Annotated in this window: 12 protein-coding genes and 1 pseudogene; 3 read left to right on the forward strand and 10 right to left on the reverse strand. The window is 62.9% G+C overall.

The window, feature by feature from the left end:
• The first annotated feature begins 52 nt into the window (after nucleotides 1-52).
• On the forward strand, nucleotides 53-790 hold the full coding sequence (locus GAK28_RS22770; RefSeq protein WP_291784768.1) for a lipopolysaccharide kinase InaA family protein: 738 nt from the start codon (nucleotides 53-55) through the stop codon (nucleotides 788-790).
• Here GAK28_RS22770 and GAK28_RS22775 read toward each other — a convergent pair.
• The gene (locus GAK28_RS22775; RefSeq protein WP_291784743.1) at nucleotides 784-1,566 is read right to left on the reverse strand and encodes a YkgJ family cysteine cluster protein; all 783 of its coding nucleotides are present in this window, start codon (nucleotides 1,564-1,566) and stop codon (nucleotides 784-786) included. The genes GAK28_RS22770 and GAK28_RS22775 overlap by 7 nt on opposite strands.
• Before the next feature lie 164 nt (nucleotides 1,567-1,730).
• Between GAK28_RS22775 and GAK28_RS22780 the strand changes: the two genes are divergently transcribed.
• The gene (locus tag GAK28_RS22780) at nucleotides 1,731-3,836 is read left to right on the forward strand and encodes a TonB-dependent siderophore receptor (RefSeq protein ID WP_291784745.1); all 2,106 of its coding nucleotides are present in this window, start codon (nucleotides 1,731-1,733) and stop codon (nucleotides 3,834-3,836) included.
• A 40-nt stretch (nucleotides 3,837-3,876) separates the two neighbouring features.
• On the opposite strand, the gene GAK28_RS22785 is transcribed toward GAK28_RS22780, so the two are convergent.
• From GAK28_RS22785 to GAK28_RS22805, 5 genes and pseudogenes are all read right to left on the reverse strand, one after another.
• Entirely contained in the window at nucleotides 3,877-8,544 is a 4,668-nt protein-coding gene (locus GAK28_RS22785) for an autotransporter outer membrane beta-barrel domain-containing protein (protein ID WP_291784747.1), read from the reverse strand.
• A 545-nt stretch (nucleotides 8,545-9,089) separates the two neighbouring features.
• On the reverse strand, nucleotides 9,090-11,393 hold the full coding sequence (locus tag GAK28_RS22790) for an Orn/Lys/Arg decarboxylase N-terminal domain-containing protein (RefSeq protein ID WP_291784749.1): 2,304 nt from the start codon (nucleotides 11,391-11,393) through the stop codon (nucleotides 9,090-9,092).
• A 3-nt stretch (nucleotides 11,394-11,396) separates the two neighbouring features.
• Nucleotides 11,397-12,740, reverse strand: a pseudogene (gene adiC / locus GAK28_RS22795) (arginine/agmatine antiporter).
• Between the two features lie 33 nt (nucleotides 12,741-12,773).
• Nucleotides 12,774-14,264 carry a DcaP family trimeric outer membrane transporter gene (locus GAK28_RS22800; RefSeq protein WP_291784751.1) on the reverse strand — a complete coding sequence of 497 codons (1,491 nt, stop codon included), beginning with the start codon at nucleotides 14,262-14,264 and terminating at the stop codon, nucleotides 12,774-12,776.
• Nucleotides 14,265-14,686: 422 nt separating this feature from the next.
• On the reverse strand, nucleotides 14,687-15,229 hold the full coding sequence (locus GAK28_RS22805) for a hypothetical protein (RefSeq protein WP_291784753.1): 543 nt from the start codon (nucleotides 15,227-15,229) through the stop codon (nucleotides 14,687-14,689).
• Between the two features lie 185 nt (nucleotides 15,230-15,414).
• On the opposite strand from GAK28_RS22805, the gene GAK28_RS22810 reads away from it, so the two are divergent.
• Entirely contained in the window at nucleotides 15,415-15,897 is a 483-nt protein-coding gene (locus tag GAK28_RS22810) for a lytic transglycosylase domain-containing protein (RefSeq protein ID WP_291784755.1), read from the forward strand.
• Here the strand turns inward: GAK28_RS22810 and GAK28_RS22815 are convergent.
• From GAK28_RS22815 to GAK28_RS22830, 4 genes are all read right to left on the reverse strand, one after another.
• Complete coding sequence (locus GAK28_RS22815; protein ID WP_291784757.1) at nucleotides 15,887-16,255, reverse strand: hypothetical protein; 369 nt, start codon at nucleotides 16,253-16,255, stop codon at nucleotides 15,887-15,889. The genes GAK28_RS22810 and GAK28_RS22815 overlap by 11 nt on opposite strands.
• A gap of 366 nt (nucleotides 16,256-16,621) precedes the next feature.
• Nucleotides 16,622-16,825, reverse strand: coding sequence for an MbcA/ParS/Xre antitoxin family protein (locus GAK28_RS22820; RefSeq protein ID WP_291784759.1), 204 nt, complete (start codon nucleotides 16,823-16,825; stop codon nucleotides 16,622-16,624).
• A complete protein-coding gene (locus GAK28_RS22825; RefSeq protein WP_291784761.1) occupies nucleotides 16,825-17,205 on the reverse strand; it encodes a hypothetical protein in 381 nt (126 codons plus the stop codon). The genes GAK28_RS22820 and GAK28_RS22825 overlap by 1 nt, the downstream gene beginning before the upstream one ends.
• An 869-nt stretch (nucleotides 17,206-18,074) precedes the next feature.
• Nucleotides 18,075-20,347: glycohydrolase toxin TNT-related protein (locus tag GAK28_RS22830; RefSeq protein ID WP_291784763.1), on the reverse strand; the 2,273-nt coding region annotated here is incomplete at its 5' end.

Below are 20,347 nucleotides of genomic sequence, written 5' to 3' on the forward strand. Positions count from 1 at the left end.
CCAGCTGTGTTGGCACCCATTTCGGTACGGAGAGTCGAGATGCGTGCATCGCATGCGGTACGCGCACGACAGCCGTTGGCAGGACAGGAAGATGATCGAAGGTGTGCCAGGGGAGACCTGGTGGGAAGACGTGGGCGACCTGGTGGAGCCCGCCAATGAAGGCCGCGGCGGCATGAGTTGTGTAAAGCGGCGCGTCATCGACGGTGTCGGCACGTTCTACGTCAAGCGCCAGCGTGGCTACAGCTATCGCAGCCTGCGCCATCCGTTCGGTCGCCCCACCGCCCTGCGAGAAATGTTCGCGATGCGCGCGTTCCGGCGCATCGGCATCGCCACGCCCGAACTGGTTCACTTCGATCTGCGTCATCGCGATGGCGCATGGGAAGCCGTGCTCGTCACGCGCGCACTCGATGGCTTCATCAGTCTGCAGGATGGCTTGCTCGCCGCGCGATGGCGCCACGAACGCAAGGAGCGCATCCTGCGTGCCCTGGTGGATGCCACGGAAACCCTGCATCGCGCGCGTCGGCGCCACGGCCATCTCTACCCGAAGGAGATCTTCATCGACGACCGCCATGCCGAACCGCGCGTGTGTTTCCTCGACCTGGAGTTGAGTCGCCGCCAGTGGAGCATGCGCGCGGCCGCCGAACCCGACTTACGGCATCTTCTGCCTTCGCTGCGCAACCTCGGGGTCGAAGCGGCGTTCTGTCGCGATATCGTGGAGCGCTACCGCCGTAGTGGCATCGCCCTGCGCGACGAACGCATCGCCGCGCGGCCGCGACAACGGGCCTACTGATCCGCCGGGAAGAATCCGACGTATTCCTCGGAAGCGCATTCTTCGGCGCCGTGACGCTCCCATCGTGCGCCGATCGATGCAAGCGCATCGCCCGTCGCCTTTCGGTTGGAGACCAGTGTCCATTCGGCGAGGACATGGTCACCGTCATGGCTTGCCAGGGCCTTCGCCTCCAGCAGCGCATCGCGCGTGACCTCACGCGAAGGCGTATGCACCATGAGGCCTTCATTCGCCAGCGCGGCGGTATCCAGGCCAAGAAGGCGGCATAGCGCGCCCTTCATCCGGGCGTCATGCACCGCCGCGTCGCGTGCCTGGTCGATCGTGGCCGTCAGGGAGGGATCGGTCCAGCTGCCATCGCCGTTCTGGAATGCCGGCCAGCGTGCTTCCCATGCTTCCGGCGGACACAGCTTCGCCTCGGGCGACAGCGCCACGAAGGGATTCATTTCCGCGGGATAGATCCGGCAGGTGCGCGGCCGGCTCTCGTAGATACCGCAGCGCAGGTCGGGCTGGAGATTCGGGCAGGCGCCCTGGAACGCGGCGACGAGGGTCACGGTCACCCGCACCGGCAACGCCCCACTGATCGCGGGGAAGGAGCGATCCCGCTTGTAAGCCGCCTGAAGATTGCTGGCCGGCGGATCCTCCGGCCAGGGAATGGCATCGCAGAACACCTGGATCCGACCGTTGCGACCCAGCCAGTCGATAGCCTCGTCGACGCTCAGGGGCAGGCGCAGGTCGTGGCAGCAGCGGCCGCACATCGTGCAGGAGAAATGGATGGTCATGGGTCGGAGCGGTCTCGTGCACGCGTGGCGATGGCTGGACGTAGCCGGGATACGATAGCGCGTCGGGAGCCGCTTGCCTTGGCGAATACGTACAAACCTGCGCATTGACGGGCAAATGATAACGGTTATCATTTGCCAGACTTTTCGCATTCCCCGGTTCTCCCATGTCCCTGTCCTTCGCACGGCGCCCCCTCGCCGTGGCTCTTTCGTGCCTGGCGATCCCGCTGGCTTTCGCCGACGACACCGCCACCGACACCCATCCCACCACGCTGAAGGACATCAGCGTCACGGCGACCCGTACCCAGGGCTTCGCGGCGAAGCGCGTCGAGGTGGGCCCCTACCAGGGACAGGACATCCTCGACATCCCCGCCACGGTCAATGTGGTGACCCGCGACCTGCTGGATCTCCAGCAGCCGTCCGGCCTCTACGATGCATTGCGCAACGTCGCCGGCGTCACACGACTCCAGCTCAATGGACTGGCCTACGACAACCTGTCGCTGCGCGGCATCGCGTTGGACAACCGGTCCAGCTACTACTTCAACGGCGTGCTTCCCTTCGACAACAACATCGCGATACCGATGGAAGACAAGGAAGGCTTCGAAGTACTCAAGGGTGCTTCGGCGCTCTACTACGGCTTCGCCGTACCTGCCGGCATCGTGAACATGACGACCAAGCGTGCTGGCGATACGCCGGTGACGCAGATCGGTACGTCGGTGGACAGCAACGGCTCGGTCAAGGGAACCATCGATGTCGGTCGTCGCTTCGGCGACCACCAGCAGTTCGGCGTGCGAGTGAATGCCGCTACCCAGAGCATCCACGCGCCGATCGACGATGTCCACGGCAACCGCCACATGGCCAGTGTCGCCGCGGATTGGAAAGTGTCCGACGGGATGACGCTGAAGTACGACTATGAGCATGTCGAGCAGAACCTGCCCGAGCAGGCCGGCATCGTGCCTCTTGCCGCTGTGAACGGCCATGTGACGCTGCCGCGGATCCCCGATCCGGACCGCATGCTCGCCTCCGACCAGCATGGCACCCGTGCCCGCGCGGACACCCATCTGCTGCGTGCCGACTTCGCCCTGGGTGAGAACTGGGCAGGCATGGTGTCGTTCGGTCGCTCCACCACGGAGCGCGACCGCTGGGCCTGGATCTTCCGCAACTACAACCTCGCCACGGGCAAGGGCCAGTTGCAGGCCAGTGAGCAGAATGGCCAGCGTTACCAGAACACCAATGGTCGTGCCGAGATCAACGGCGCCTTCGATACCGGTCCGGTCACCCATAACGTGACGCTGGGCTTTTCGCGCAACCGCCTGTACCAGCCCGACTTCACCACCTACTTCTTCGTCGCCAACCAGTTCCTCTACGACCCCACGCAGAACCTGGTGCTCAAGGCCTCCGGCGCACCGAAGCCGTTCTATGCGCAGACCGTATGGAACACAGGTACCTACGTGTTCGATCGCGTCTCTCTTGGCGAGAACTGGGAAGTCACCGGTGGCCTGCGTCGTTCCACCTACCAGAGCCACCAGGCCGGCACGCCATCGAGCGACATAACGAAGAACACGCCGTCGGCCAGCGTCGTCTATCGGCTGGACAGCCGAAGCAGCCTCTACGCGAGCTATATCGAAGGACTGGAGTCGGCCGGCAGCGCCCCGGGCACGGCGGCGAACCCTTACCAGGTGCTACCTGCCGCCGTCAGCAGGCAAAGCGAAGTCGGCTACCGCCACCGCTTCGAGAACGAGATGCTGGTGTCGGTCGCCGCATTCGACATACGCCAGCCGTCGGCGGGCCTGGATGCGAACAACGTGTATGCATTGAACGGACGCGCCCGTTACCGCGGCATGGAATTCTCGGCACAGGGCCACGTCACGTCCCAGCTGTCGCTGTCCGCCTCCGCGCTCTGGCTGCATGCCCGTCAGGTCGCCGCCACCGATCCCACCATCGAAGGCAAGACGCCGGAGAACACGCCACGCTCCAGCGCCAGCCTGTTCCTCGCCTACGACATCGCCTCGCTCCCAGGGCTGGATATCAACGCGGGCGCCTTCTATACCGCGAGCCGTCCCATCAACGACCAGAACCAGGCATGGATCGGCGGCTACACGCTGTTCACCGCCGGCTCGCGCTATCGCACGCGCATCTCGGGCAAGGACGTGACGTTCCAGATCAACCTGGAAAACCTTGCCAACAAGCGGTACTGGAGCGCGGCCGGTTCGAACCAGCTCTCGGTCGGTCTTGGCCGCACCGCGATGTTCAGCTCGACCCTGGATCTATGAATCCATGAAGGGCCGGGCGCTCGCCCGGCTCTTCGCCACCTCACCAGTTGACGCGTACGCCAACCGTGCCGTTGACGGCCTGTATGCCGCTACCGAACGCTTTCTGGTAGCCCAGGTTGGCATAGATGGATGTCTTCCGGCTGACCTGCGCGCTTACGCCCGCGGTCACTTCGTACCAGGTACCGCGCAGGTTGGAGTGGAACGGTACGAATCCTTCCTGGGACGAAACCAGTGTACGCGGATTCGCGGAGAACTCCCGCCACACATTGCCCCTCAGCCACGCCGTAAGCAGGCGAGGATGCATGCCCTCGTCCAGCGCCCAGGTCCGCGCGAGACGCGCACCAGCGCGGCCGGCCAACGAGTTGACGTTACCGAAACGCACCTCCGCCGCCGCATCGGACGATGCGTCCACGCTGATACCCTGGTAGACCAGCTGGGCCTGCGGCTCCAGGATCCAGCGATCGCGCAACTGGAACGGATAGCCCGCCTCGACGGAGGCCGCGAAACCGAAGGCATCGGTCTTCAGGTCCGCCATCTGGCCGGAACCGGAACGCGCGGTGTACCACGTGCCCTGCATCACGGCATCGATGTACCCGTTGTTCGCTCCGTAATGGGTCCAGTAACCGCCAAAGGTATAGGCATTGAACCTGTTCGTACCCGCACGACTGCCGTCGGTATGTGTCACGCTGCCGTTGCTGTGACCGATTGTGGCGTAGAGACCCGCGCGATTCCGCGAGCCGTCCGCGAAACGTTCGTTGACAAGGTCGCCGCCCGCCTGCAACGCCACGAAGTTGTCGTCGAACGAAGGGCCCTGGTTGAACAGGCCGCCACGCCGGGCATTCCACTTGCCGTTCTGACCGATCACACGGGCCCATACACCGTTCGGTTGATCGCCCATGAGGCCGGCCTGCTCGCCCATGCGCTCGTGCAGCGTGCCCAGGGTGGCACGACCGTAGTTCACCATCATCGACGACAATGCCGTGTAGTCGGAAATTTCCCGGCGATAGTCCGGGCGAGGGTCCGGTGTCGGATCGGGCTTGCCATGGGTATCGGGATCAGGCTGCGGATCCGGCGTCGTGTCCGGACCGTTGTACTGCGAGCGCAGGTACCATGCATCGGGTGTCGAGCCATCGCGGCCGCCGCGATAGAGCGCGTACTCGTAAGGACCGGCAACCGCCCGTCCGCCGAGCACGAAGGCATCGGTCGCCGTCGTGGCACCCCGCTGCGCGTCGACAAGCAGGATACCGTTGCCCGGTGTGGCCTGGCCCAGGCCACCCACGTTGGTCACGTTGAGGGTGGAACGACCCGACGCCTGGCCGCGATCGATCACCACGCGATCGGTCGGCGCGTTGTCGCCGGCCAGCACCGTGTTCAGGTGGATGCTGCCGTTCTGACCGACGTAGCTCGTCGTGGTCAACGTATTGCCCGTACCCGTGCCCGCCAGGTTCACCGCACCGGCGTTGGTCAGCGTGCCATTCACGACGAACCCGCCTTTCGCTTGTCCTGCCAGCGCAGGCATGGCGTCGGCCACCGCGACCTGGCCGAGGTTGGTCACCGCTCCGGATACGCTGCCATAGCCACCGAGCGTGGTATTTGACGCGATGCGTACGCCGCCGTTGCCGGCCACCGACGCCAGGGGATGAGCCGCATCGCCCACGACCAGGGCACCGTTTTCGACCGACGTCAGGCCCGTATAGGTATTCGAGCCGTTGAGCACCGTCGTTCCGCCACCGATCTGGCGCAATGCGCCCGTTCCCGACACGTTGCCGTCGATGACGTAGGTGTCGCTACGATTTACCGCGAGGATCGCATTGTTCGCGATGTCACCCACGATCCCACCGCGCGTGCCGCCATTACCAAGCTGCAAGGTACCTCCGCCAATGACGGTGCCACCCGTATAGGTGTTCGCGGCCGTCAGAACGGCGGTGCCGTCGTCGCTTTTCGTCAACGCTCCGTTGCCTACGATGGCGCCATCCACGGTGAACGTCGACCCCGCGGTGGTGGCGAGCGTGCCGCCACCGTCGCGCAGCGTGAGGGTCCTGTCGGTATGGATATCGGCCGTCGTACGCAGCGTGCCCTGGTCGAAACCGACGCCACCACTTGCGACACCGAGGTTGGCGTCGCGGGACACCTGCAACGTACCGCCATCGATCGTGGTTCCCCCCGTGTACGTGTTGTCGGCACCGAGCACGAGGGTACCGAGATCGGATTTGCGCAACATCGATTGTCCGGTCAGTACGCTGTCGATCGTCGCGGTATAGCCTCGGCCATCCTCACTACCGTCGCCAACGCGGATGGTGGACTGCCCCGGGTTCGCCTTGCTGCCCACCAGGGTGATCGCGTCGCCGTTCACCCGGTAGCCATCGCTGGCGAACTGCATGCCAGCTACGTTGACCTGGCCCAGACCGTTATCGACCCTCACCGTACCTGGTGCAGCGGAAAACACCGCGAACGAGCGATCGGAAAACGGAGCGTTGATACCGCCCGTGGCATTGGTCCAGCTATCGTTGCCGTTGTAGTTCTGCCAGATGCCGTCGCTACCGTTCACATGGCCATCGTTCCTGGGACCTGCTGCGCCGTCCCAATAGTTCAAGGTCAGGCCGTCGGTGTTGACGAGATTGACCTGCTTGTCCACCGAGGTCTGCACGAAGAAATCGGGCGAAGGAATCGTGCCGATATCGAGACCGTTGTCGGTGAGCGCCCCCTTGTAGCCGATAACGCGATAGATGCCGGTATCGAAGCTGCCACCGGGCGACACCTTCACGTTGAGCGTGCCATCGAGCACGAGGTCGCCACCGACCCGGGTGAGGTCGTTGAACGGACCGCCTGCCACGTTGGCCTGACCGAAGCTGTAGTCGAGCGACGATCCCTGGTTGAGCTGGAGGTTCCGTCCGATGGTCAGCGTTCCCGGTGTGATGTTGTTGTCGCCAGGCGACAGCGTCGCACCATCGGCGACGGTGACCGAACCGCCGATGACACCGCGGCCACCGAGCGTGGCGCCGCTCGCCACCGTCGTATCTCCCGTTGCCGCCGTCTGATCGCCGTTGACGAACAACGCGCCACGATCGACGGTCGTGCTCCCGGCATAGCTATTGCTTCCCGTCAGCACCGTGGTGCCGTTACCGGCCTGGCGCACCGCGCCGCTTCCCGATATGACATTGCCCAGCATCACCGTGTCGGCCCGGTTGAACCAGACCTGTGCGTCGTTGGCGATGGCGCCCTGCACGCTGCCCGTGGTGCCGCCGGCACCCAGCTGGAGAACACCGCCCGTCACCGAGGTACCGCCCGTGTACGTGTTGCTTCCGGTCAGCACGAGCATGCCGTCACCGGTCTTGCCCAACCGACCGACACCTGTCACGCCCTGCGACAACGTGGTGCTCACGCCGGGAGATGTATCGATGGCGCCGTTGTTGGCGGTGACCGAGATGGCGCGCGTATCGCCCAGGCCAAAGCTTCGGTTGAAACCAAGGGAGCCGCCGTCGAGTGTCACGGCGCTACCGTTTGCACCGATGGCGCTATCCGCGCCGATGGCGATCGTGCCGGCCTTGATCGTCGTGCCACCACGGTATCCGTTGATCCCGGTGAGCGTGAGCACACCGCCCTGGGTCTTCTCGACGGCGCCCACGCCGCCGATCGCACCCGCGTAGGTACCGTCGTCGGGTTGCGCGAAGCGCACCAGGCCACCGTTGGCGATCGCCTGGGGCAAGCTTTGAGCCCTGGCTTCGAGGATACCCGCCGCATCGACATTGACGCTGCCGTTGAAGTTGGTGTTGTTGCCTGTCAGCGCCAGCGTGCCCTCCTTCACATCCACCGCCAGCGGGCTGCCACCGGCGTTGTTGCCGATGGAGCCGAACAACGTCCACGTACCCTGCCCCGTCTTGGTGAGGCTCTGGAAGTTGCGGATGTTTCCCGCCAGCGAATCGCTCGATCCCGAGGCGCCCGCGAGCGTCAGCGTGTTGGTGCCACCGCCACCGTCGAAGCTGCCCGTGATGACGGAGTTCGCCTCGAGGGTGAGGTTGTCATTGCCGCCCGCGAAGGACAGGCTGCCTTCTACGCGAGCACCGCTACGATTGATGAAGGTGACGTTGCCTCGACCGCTGTTGCCGATCACGTTGGCATTGGCCGATGCGTTGCTGCGGATGGTGCCGTAGTTGTCCACCACGTTGGAGGCGCCGACCGTGCGATCCTCGAACCAGATCGCGGCTGCCTTTTCCGCCGAGATCAGGCCGTGGTTTTCGATACGGTTGCCCGCCCCCATCACGTTGATCGCCTCGGCATTCGCCTGCGTACCGATGGCGCGTACCTCGGCACCGCTGGCGATGTTGATCGTGCCGTTGGAACCGAACTCCACCGTGTTGTTGCCGGCGGTCCACAGGCCCGCGCCCGAGCTGGCGTTGTTCCGGATGCTTGCACCCGTGCCCACGTCGATCGTGGCGTTGTCACCCAGGCTGACCGCATTGCTGTTGCCCACGGCGACCTGCGCATTCGGCACCAGCACGAGACTTGCACCCGACGCGGTATTCCTGCCGTTGCCAATGAGCGACGCATGAGGGTTTGGCGCGGCGGTATCACACGTGGTGGCAGTTCCTGAAGATACGCACGTGGCATGTCCCTGTGGCGCGTAAAGCACGCCGAACGCGATGAGACCGACGAGCAGGGACGTAGTGATGGCGCCGTGCGCATCGCGCGGCGACTGGCTGAGCAACATGATGGACTCCTTGGGGACAGGCGCAACTGCCCGTGCCCGTGCCATGGCACGGACAACGATTCGCTGTGTTGATGGGGAGGCGGGTTGGCTCGAAGCACGCCGAAACGCGCTTTCTTAGCTGATATTTGTGACCCGCATCACAATATTACCATTGCGTTGCCGAATCCGTAGGAGTATGCACATTTACGGTGGCATGACGGACTGCATGCGTTCAGTGTCGTCATCACGCAGCGTCGACATCGCGACAATCATCTTGAAAGTGGCTTCATTCGGACGTATTCGCGAAATATGTTGGCGCATCAGGCTTTGCGGTATATCCCGTATCATCGCGTATGACCGCGATAGCACGGCTACGGCCTTTGCTCTACGAAAAGTCGTATGCCATTAGGTCGATAAAATCGATATCGGCTTTATTAATACGACGCCGTTATCCGTTCAGCTAATCGCCGAATGCATGGCGATTCGCGCCCCACCTGTCGATCGACGACGCGCAGCAGGACGATGTCCGCTTCGCTGCGCGTCGCCGATGGGTCGGCTTCCAGCGTTTAGTGATCTTGCATCAACACTTCGACGACGTAGTGATCCTTGCCGTCCTCGTCGATCTCCACGATCAGGCCATGCACGTCGGATTCAAAGCCAGGAAACTGCTCGTTCTGGTCACGGGCCAGGCGTAATGAATCCAGGATCGCCCGGTTGGCGCCGCCATAGCGTTCGCCCGGCATGATCGTCGGGATGCCGGGCGGATACGGCACGATCATCGTCGCGGCCACGCGACCGTCGAGGGCATCGATGGCCACGCGCTCGACCTTGCCCTGCACCAGTCGGTCGTAGGCCTCCGCCGGGGTCATCACCGGCTCGGGCAGTTCCACGTACATCTCGCTCATGATGCGGGCTACGTCGTGGGTGACATTGAAGCGATGCAAGGCATCGCACAGGTCGGCAAGGCCGACGTCCTCGTAGACCTCGGGATAGGCGTCGACCAGCGACGGCAAGGCGTTACGCAACGGCTCGTTGCGATCGTAGAGGCGCTTGAAGGCGAGCAGCTCCGTCGCCAGCGTGCTCCACTTGCCTTTGGTCACGCCCATGGAGAACAGGCAGAGGAAGGAATACAGATTGGTCTTCTCGACCGTGATGCCGCGCTCCCAGAGGAACTTGGTCACGACCGCGGCGGGGATGCCGCCTTTTTCCGTGGACTTGACATGCATGTCCAGGCCAGGCGTCAGCACCGTGACCTTGATCGGATCGATCATCACGTAGTCGTCGGGTAGGTTGCCGAACCCATGCCAGGAGGCTCCCGAGCCCAGACTCCAATCACGCTGCGCGGTGGTGACCGGACCGATCGTATCGAGGTCCTTCTCCAGCTGCTTGCGCAGCGCATCCGGTTGCCAGACCTGAAACCACCATTCGTCGCGCGACAGCTCGCTCTCGATATGCAGCATCGCCCGGCGGAAGGCGATGGCCTCGTCATGTGTCTCCTGCACCAGCGAGCGACCGGAGGCACCTTCCATCATCTTCGAGGCGACGTCGCAGGAGGCGATGATGCCGTAGTGCGGCGACGTGGACGTATGCATCATGAACGCCTCGTTGAAGCGCTCGGCGTCCAGGGCACGTTCGCGTCCGTCACGGGCGTGGATCATCGAGGCCTGCGAGAAGGCCGCCAGCAGCTTGTGCGTGGACTGGGTCGCGAACATCACTGCGTCCTGCGTTCGCTCCTTGCCCTTGCCCATCGCATAGTGGTTGTCGTACAGCTCGTGGAAGGCCGCATAGCCGTACCAGGCCTCGTCGAAATGCAGGAAATCCACCGCCGACCCGATACGCTTGGCGATCGATTCGGCGTTGTAGCACAGGCCATCGTAGGTGGAATTCGTGACCGTCGCGATGCGTACCTTGGCGCCATCGAGGTGCGCCTTGCTCGCCAACGGGTGCGCCTGCACGCGCGCGGCCATGTCGGCGGGGTCGAACTGATCGAGGCTGATCGGCCCGATGATGCCGTGGGCGTTTCGGCTGGGTCGGAAGTACACCGGCACGCCGCCGGTCATGATGATCGAGTGCAGCAGCGACTTGTGGCAATTGCGATCCACGAAGACCACGTCGCCGCGTGCCACGACCCCATGCCAGACGATCTTGTTCGACGTGGAGGTACCGTTGGTGACGAAGAACGTGTGGTCCGCGCCGAAGTTCTTCGCCGCTTCGTTCTCGGCCGTCTTGATCGGCCCGCTATGGTCCAGCAATGAACCCAGTTCGGGCACGGAGATGGATAGGTCGCTGCGCAGCGTGTTTTCGCCGAAGAACTGGTGAAGGGCGCGACCCACGGCCGACTTGGTGAAGGCGATGCCACCCGCATGGCCCGGCGTATGCCAGCTGTAGTTCGAGCGCGAGGAATGGATGAGCAAGCCCTTGAAGAAGGCCGGCAGCAGGCGCTCCATGTAGTCGTCCGCGGCACGCATCACCTGCCGGGCGATGAATGCCTTGGTGTCTTCGTAGAGGTAGATGAAACCATGAACGCGACCCAACAGCTTCGTCGGCACCTGTTCGATGGTGCGACGCTCACCGTAGAGGAACACGGGCAGGTCGCCGCGCCGTGCATCCTGCTCGTCGAGGAACTGGTACAGGTCGTCGAACTGGCTCGGCCCCTCTTCCGTGCCGTCGATGGAGATCAGCACCGCCGAGGCCGCCGTGTAGGTCCGGCCGGCCGCATGGGCGTCGGCCATGTTCAACCCGCTCAGCACGCGCTGGTTGTGTGTGGCGATCTCTTCCGCCAGGGCGCGGATGAGGATGCCGTTGATGCGCGGCGAATTGAAGTCGTTGTCGATGATGACGATCGGGTAGTCCAGCGAATTGAAGTACATGGCTCAGCTCCGGGGGGACGGGGATGCGATCTTCTGGGACAGCGTCTTCTTGCGGCGCTCCTCGCTGAAGAACGGGTAGAAGACGGTGATGAACAGCATGAACAGGAAGGCCCAGGTCACCAACTGGCCCTCGGTGCCGAAGATGGCCCAGAGGCAGTAGATGACGACCACGCTGGTCAGTACCCAGTACAGGCCCACATGGGCCGTGCTGTGGCTTTGTTCCACCACGAAGTAGCACGCCACGCAGGAATAGATGTATGGCAGCAGGGTCAGCACCACCGCGGCCGATGTCACCAGGACGAACTGCTCGGAGGCCGACGGCGACGCGGCCGTCGCCAGCACCACGAGCGACATCAGCGCGCCAACGATGATCAGGCCTTTGACAGGCGTGCCGTCCTTGTTCGTTCAGCTGAACACGGCGGGAAACAGGCCATCGTCGCCGGCCGCCTTGGCGGACAGCGCCGTGAGCAGGATCCAGCCACCCAGCGAACCCGCCGCACCCAGCGTGGCGCACAGGCTGACGATACCGCCGCCGACGTTGCCGATGGCGACCTGCGCGGCAAGGGTGAAGGGCGCATCGGCCACCTGCAGCTTGTCGTTCGGCACCATGCCCATGATCACCGCTGAGCTGGCGATGTAGACAACGGCGGCCAGCGCCACGCCCGCCAGCGTCGCGATGGCGACGTTCTTCTCAGGGTTACGCACCACACCGGCGGACACGGACGCGGATTCCACGCCGATGAAGGCCCAGAGCGTCAGCGAGGCCGAGCTGGAAATCGCCTGGAAATCGCTCTTGCCCGAGACGTTGTATGCCGCCGTGAAGACGTCGGAGCGGAACCAAAACCAGCCCAGCAACGCCACCCCGAACAACGGGATCAGCGCGAACGACGTGGTGATCGACTGGATGCGCGTCACCACGTGGGCGCCCGCAATATTGGCGAAGGTGAACAGCCAGATCAGGCCCACCACCACCAGGGTACGCACCCAGGGTTCGGCCAGCTGCGGAATGAAGTAACTGAAGTAGCCCACCGCCGCGATGGGCAGCGCCACGTTGCCGATCCAGTTCGCGAACCAGTAGATCGTGTTCGTCTGGAAACCCATATAGGGACCGAAGGCGTCACGCGCATAGGCATAAGGGCCGCCCTCCTTGGGCGCGAGCTTGCCGAGCTTGGCGAACACGAAGGCCAGCATCAAGGAGCCCAACGTGGTAACCACCCACCCCCACATCGATACCGATCCCAACTTGGCGAGATTCCCGGGCAGCAGGAAGGCTCCCGATCCCATCATGTTGCCCGCCACCAGGAAGGTGGCCGCGACCACACCTATCTTCTTGTCTTCAGCCGCCATGAGATGCTCCTGTTCGTGGGCCCGCGACACGGGTCATTTGATGAAGCTGTACTGCACCGATCCTTGCACCCGGGTGTCGTTGGCCCGGGTGCCATCGCGCTGGTCGAGCTTGCCGTGAAGCAACTCCACGCCCATCGTCCAGGTGGGCGCCGGGCTCCAGATCAGGTTGGCCGCCGCGTAGTCGGTCATGACGAAGGCCGTGCCGTCGTCGAGATGGCTGGACGGCACCCGTGCCTGGCCGTAGACCAGGTTGGAACGCCACTGCGACGACCAGTAATGCGTGTAGGCCCCATACCAGCCCCAGGCCTTGCGGGCGCGCAGGCGCCCCTGGTCATCCACCGTGGCATCGAGCCGGCTTCCACTGGTATCGGACAGGTACCGGGCGATGCCCTTGCCGTAGACGCCACTGACCATCAGGAGGTCCTTGCCGAGCAGCGCGAACGTGCCGCTCAAGGCCATGCCCCAACCCGTGGTGTAGCCGTCGGCCTTGCCATCGGTGTAGCCCAGGCGGCGCAACACCACGCCGGCCTGCACATGCCCCCACTCCCGTTCGCGACGCAGGGCGAGCACGAGGTCGGGAACGCGCGTGGCACCCTTCAGTTCGGGGCGTGACCCCGTGTTGGCGATTTCCGACTGCGGCCTTTCACCGGAGAGGGTCAGGCTGTTGCCGTCCCCGAAGGGAAAGGCCTGGTGGATACCCGGCTGCAATACGAACATCTGTCCACCCGGCCCGGCGAAATCCAGCGTGTCCGGCAGCGCATCCGCATCCATGAAGGCCGAATAGCCATAGCCGGCATACGTGTTGCCGATCTGCCCGTAGGCATGGCGAAGGTGGAACTGGTAGCTGTTGGCGTCGCCACCGTAGAAGTCGTTTTCCAGGTAGAAACGCAGGCTGCCGTAGTCGGTCGGGCGGCGCGCCTCGAAGGTGAAGCGTGTCTGTCGCGCGTGCATGTTGAAATGCTCGTGGTCGCGCGAGGGGGCGCCGGCCGGAAACGACGCGGGAATGAATTGCTCGTCGTTGCCGGCACCGTGGTTGTCCGCGATGGCATCCAGCTTCGCGTAACCGCCGATGCGGATCTTCGTTTCCGTGCCCGGCACATCGAAGAACCCTTTCAGGTCGGGATCGGTCGGTGGCGGGGCATTGTCGATACGCGAGGCGCCGGCGCCCTGGTCGGCCACGGAATTCTGCGCCGGAAGGCGCGAGGCCGGCACGCCCACGGCCGTCGCGGTGGATACTTTTTCGGGCACCGCCGTGGCGACGATCGTCTGGCCGGGTGTAGCCGATGACGATGCCAGGGCAGGTGTGAAAGGTCCGGCTGGTTTCGCGGACTGGGCCTGCGCGTTCTCGACCGCATCAAGGCGCGCGCCCATGCGTTTCACGACATCGCGCAGGGCATCGACCTCCTCACGCAGCTGCGCGTTCTCCTTCTTCAACTCTGCTTCCGTGGTGTCCTGCGCATACGCAGGCATCGCCAGCCATACGAGGCACGTGGCCAGAGCCCGTCGTAGAACGATCCTTATCATGTCTGGAAGCCTCCCTTTTCGCGCTGCCAGGCGCCGCGTCCCGATGGGACACGACAGATGCTTCAAACGAAATACACAAGCCTCCGCGCCACCGTACCCGCTCGGTCGACGCATGGACTGTGACTGCTCTCACAGTCCATCCGGAGTGCGGGAAAAAGCTAACATGCGGCGCCCCCGATCATGCCGCGGCCCATTGTCACCCTTCATTGATCGCCCTCCCCTGGGTGAAGGGAAGACTAAATCACATCACCACGCCATGGCGTCTTGTTGAAAAATGCTGTGTGGAACGGTCGCCGCGCTCATGCGCCGATGTGCCCACCCGTGATGCGTGAGAAATAGATCATGAGTGGAACGGATGATGAATATTCGGCATGAAGGCAATGAACAGGCATCGCTGAACATGCGTGCGATGTAACCCCGCATCACGCGGATCCGCTTGACCATCCACCACCGTAGCGGCGTACCCAATCAGGTGTCTGTCGCGCCAACGGCGCACCATCGCCACTGACAACATGACCCGATCGCCTGCCGATCGACGCCACACTGTCGAAAGCGATGATGCGGGACTCCCCGCCTCCATGCAGCACCAACTCCCGGCGCGACCAGTCCACGTGATGGAGCACACCGGGTTGCTTACCGGGTCGCCGGCCATCCCGATACGGAAATCCGATCACCACAGGGTGGCCGACACGCAATGTCTCCAGGTGGATCTCGTGCGCCGCCACGCTGGCACTGACGTAATGCCGGATCGCGGTGACGTGGTCGAACGGCACCAACGTCGTCGTCCCGTCGTTCATACCCCGCGACGGCAACGGCTGGGGATGGTCGAATACAAGCTGCCGACAGGCCCAGTCCACGCGGTCCACCATGCCGATGACATGCATGCCACGCACGCACCACAGCTTGACGTAATGCCCTTGCCCGAGGTGCCGGAACACCTTGTCGTCTTCCGATGTACCGAACATCCGGATACTCGCCTTGAAAGCGAGCGACTATCGGTAGGAGACACGACGACGTTCGCTTCATGCGTCTCGCTTTCCGATTTTTCAGACAACTCCTATGCCTGCCCTGTGACGCAAGTCACGAAGAAACCGGATGAACCGGGCGTGGGCTAACATAGGCGGACGAAGGAGACCTCCAGGGGAACGGATTGAACAGGGGATATCGACGCCATGGCGCCATCGCGCTGGCCCTCGGCCTGGGCGTCGCGAATGCATGCCCGGTCCGGGCCGACTGCATCGACGATGCCGCGCGCTACCAGCATGTCGACCCCTTCGTGCTCAGGGCCATCGCCTACCATGAGTCGCGCATGCAACCGGCGACCGTGGGCCGCAACACCAATGGAACGCTCGATATCGGGGTCATGGGCATCAACACCGTGCACCTGCCGGAGTTGTCCGGCTATGGCATCCGGCCGGCCCATCTTCGCGATGGCTGCACCAACGCCTACATCGGTGCCTACTACCTGCGCCGGAAGATCGACAAGTACGGCAACACCTGGCGCGCCGTCGCCGCCTACCATTCCGAAACGCCCGCCCTGGGCGCGGCCTATGCCACCGCCATCCGCCGTGTGCTCGCCAGTTGGGGTGTCCTGGACCGGCCCCCGGGCGGCATGACGCCCCTCAGCCGATAGCTTCGGCCACGCAGGCCTGGCAAAGCGCCCAGGATTCCGGATCCTGCTCCAGCGTCTGCACCACCTGGCCCAGTACGTACTGGAAGTTGGCCCCCTGCGCGCCGTCCCCCAGTTCACCCAGCAGCAATCCCTCGACCAGCCGCCCGACCAGCACGCGCTCGTCGGTGATCCCGGCCTCGTGCAGGCGCTTGACCATGGCCGCCGGGGACGTGGACGGCGCCCGGGTACCCGTACCGGCGCCACCCGCCGGCGCAGGCGGACTGGCCGCAGCGCGCACCGGCGCCTGCCCGGGGCGATCGGTTCCGATCCGGGAGCGAAGCTGTTCGATGAGACGCTGGGTGCGAGTGATGTCGGTCATGGGCAAGGGTCATTTTGAAACGCGAGCTTACTCTGAATACTTCTTCCGCAGATATTCCCGTCGCTGATTCGTCTACCACATGAAAGCAAGATAGGCCCAATGTCATATTCGGAATCATCGTCGTCGGCGAGCGCCACCGGTTGCGGGTTTCCGTACCGGATCCACCAGGACCGATAGGTGACCGGCCTTGGTGAGACCGCCTCGCCGCTGCACCCAGACGTTGTCAATATGATCGGCATAGTTATACGCGGGCGCTAAACATATTCGCATTGTCGGTGGTGTAGATCATCCATCTTTCTCCGGTGCGTGACATCGGTAGCGGATGATCGAGCTATCGATGTCACGTGCTCGTCGTGGGCCATCGGTTCAACCGACGTAACCAGACTCGAAGGATTGGATATAGCCCAGCAGGTCATCGGTGCGGCACTCGGCGACAAGCTCTAGCGCAGTCTTGCCGCCGAACGTTGCAATCGGTTCCTGCAGCCAGGCAACCGCTTTATCGCGATCGCCCGATATCGCCTCGACAGCCTGCACGACACCTTTCACGTGAGGGTTATCGGCAAGGTCCATCAAACCTTCTTGAGACCTGTGATTACATCGGCCGATATGACGAGCTGCGCCACATATCCAGGGTTGAGAGCTACGCCATAACCCGGTGGAAGGCGGCGAAAAAAGTCCCTTCCCTTAATCTGGAGGACGTACTCAGCCATCTGTCTATGCAATCCGGGACGTGACAAGGAAGAAAATGCAGCTACCAATGGACTTCCTACCTCACCTACCAACAATGGGTCAAAGCCGCTGCCATCCTGCCGCACCTCTTCTCTGCTAGAAACATAGACATCAGATTCAGCAATATTTTTCAGCAGATCTTCAAGCGAGATTGCCCCTTCTTTTGCTCTTGCAATATCACGCTCAAGCTCGTTTTTCGGATCAAAACCTAATAGCTCCATGTAGCACCTCTACAACTCAATTTCGGGATACATCTTGAGAGCTTCGGAGTGCTCCACTCTTCTCACCGAATGAAGCGTCTCATACCAAAGAGTCCCACAATTGTTGCACCTCATCAAAAATGCGGGGCCGTCCGGGGTAACCGCTATTTTCTCGAAACGTTCAAAGGGGGCGTGATACCCAATTTTGCAAAACTCGCACATTTCGATCGATGGCTCTTTCATGCCTTACCAAGCTAGCCGGGGCCGGCGGATTCGCCGAACCCCGCGCAGGCGCCTGCCCGGCGCGGTCGTTACCGATCCGGGAGCGAAGCTGTTCGATAAGGCGGCTGGTGCGGGTGATGTCGTTCATGGGAATGGGGCAGTTTGAAGCGGAAGCTTACCCTGAATATTTCTTCCGCAGATACTGTCGCCGTTGGCTCGTTTCTCAGCCCTTCTGACGAACTTGGTGAACGGTTCCTGCAGCTACGCAACCACTCGTTCGTTGACGCCCGATATCACTTCAGCAACCTGCCGGGCACGCTCCACCAGCGGATCATCGATGATCGACGCACCGCTACTACGTCGATAAATCCGAGAACATAACAAAGAGGAGCGCCCTCACAAGACGGACGCTCTTCGACTACAGCATGCGTTGCGTCTCGACCACGTAAGCTCTCAACTTACTGCTGTCCTTGATGGCCACACGTCCTGCATCAATATCAACGATCACATTTCTGCACTTGCAAGCAACTGAGTGTTCCGGCATCGAGGGAAGCGTTTCGCCACAAACGCCACACTCATAACGGATATCTGCTCCGGCCGGGTAGCCTTTCGAAAAATCAACATTCAAATAATTTCTGTGCATTTCGTCCTCTACATCGTGGCGTCATTCAATGAGGTTTCGGCACGTCACGACTAATCAATTTAATGTATCCCTGATCCAAATAGTCCTGGATCGTCATGGGGAACTGATGCTGCTGGCCAAGACCCCACTCTCCAAACCAAGGCGAAGCTTTCCCACTCTGTACCCCTGACATTGGCTCGACTACTTCATACACACTTAGCGGCCTCATATTTGACCCAGGAGCCAAAGCGCGCATTCCGTAAGGAACATCCGCAGGAGCACCATATGCACCGAAATCGTGGAAAGTACCAGCTTCATCAAAGAAGCCACCGTAGCGACTGAATTGATAGCCCGGCTGCAAGGTTTCAACGATCGGCTCTGACCAGAAACCACCGTTTGGTGGCCAGTAAGTTTGTATTGATTTCCCAGATGCGGAGGTAGTTTGAACGGTTTCTACATCCGCGGCTATCGCCTTTGGAACCGTATCAGATACCCCTGCGATATTCACCTCTTGACCAGTACCAACGCCGGGTGCGGTCGTCGGTTCTCGGGAAAGCCACTTGCTTACATAGCCCTTGCTGGCATCGATCAGCTCCCCCGCCTGGCGCCGCCCCCAATTGAGCGCGACACCCACATCGGCATACAGGACGTCACCCAGGTACGGCACCTTCCTTGCCGCGTTCAGGACAAGGCCGGCCCCCTTACCGATGATCGGACCCGCCGCCAATAGCTCGCCTTCGACCATGCTGCCAGGCTGGAGGACCTGATCAAGGAACCCCAGGGTGAAGCCTGCCTGCTGCTTGTAATAGCCGCGGATATTCGTCAGCAGGGATGTGCTCTTCAGGTCATCACGACCCGAGTCCGTCAGATCATTGAGCCACATTTGAGCGGACTCCTTCGCTCCCGCGAGCTTGGGGTTGAGGGTGCTCGTTATCGTCTCATCGGTATTGAACGCCCAAAGACCCAACGGACTCCCAAGCGATGCCAGCTTTGTCGCATCCCTGTCGAACAGGCTACTTAATGCGTTGTTTTGCGCATTGTCATGCTCGAAGGCCGACAAACGATCGGCATAGACTCGATCTCGCTCCAACGATGCCTGCCCATTCGCTTGTTCATTCGCCGAATTCCAGGCAAACGCGATCTGTTCGGAGGGCGCATAGTTGCTGGCCAGCCAGAACTGGGTCTCACCGAACGTAACGCCTGCGCCGCGTTGCAAACTGATCGGTGTGATCAGGGGCGCCATCGGACCTAGCTTGGTGATTCTCAGATCGTCAGCCGAGAACTGGACCGTATTGGCCTGGACGCGGTCGTATTTGATGGCCGGCAGATCCGCCAGCCGGTCGGCGATCGTATTGCCGATCGTGCTGCCGATCACGTTGGTGGCGATCTGGCCCCAGCTTTGCGACAGATTGCCGTGGACGGCCGCGCTGGCCGCGCCCGAGGCCACGCCACCGGCGATCCGCTGCGCCGATGCGCTCCAGTCCGTGGTCAGTCGACCTGCGCCGTAACCTGCACCGGACGCCACCGCGCCGGCCGCGACATCACGCCAGCTGAAGGCCTGCAGGCCCAGCACCGAACTGGCGACCGACGAACCGGCCGCCGCCGCCGCGCCCTGGCCCACCGCGGCGCCGAAGCTGGTCACGCCGCTGTTGGCCGCCGCCAGGCCGCCGAGGGTCTGTCCGCCACCGATCGGAATGAATCCCGCACCGCCGGCCGCCGCGCCGCCCACCGCGCCCAGGGCCACGCCTTTCCAGTTGATGCCGCTCTGCTCGCCGCCGGCGATCATCACGCCCTGCGCCGCGATAGAGCCCACCGCGCCACCGAGGGCGCCAAAACCGACCGCCGCGCCGACGCCGTACCCGCCGCCCAGCGCCGCCAAGCCTCCGGCGAAGGCACCCGTGCCGGCCGACGCGAAGCTAAGCAAGCCTGCGGCAGCACCTGCGGTGTAGATCGTCGCCACCACGGCCACCACGATCGCCACGATCTGCAGGATGCCACCGCAGCCACCGCCCTGGTGCTTGGGCGCCGGCGGCGGCGGGGCATCGGGCAGCGTCGGCTGCGTATTACCGATGGCACGGCCCGGATCGTACGGCCGCACCGTGCTGCTGTTGTTGTGGATGTTGGTGACTTTGTTGGGCACCGTCAGCACCGTGTTCGGTACCAGCGCTGTATCCAGGGTCAGGTTGTTCGCGTCGGCCAGCATCCACCACAGGCTGGAGTCGCCCCAGATCGCCTGGGCGATACCGGGCAAGGTGTCGTTGGCGTGGACGATGTAGCTGGTCGGCGCCGTGCCGGGGTAGCTGCTGTTGATCGGCTGGT

The organism is Luteibacter sp. (assembly GCF_009912395.1).
Taxonomy (GTDB): Bacteria; Pseudomonadota; Gammaproteobacteria; order Xanthomonadales; family Rhodanobacteraceae; genus Luteibacter.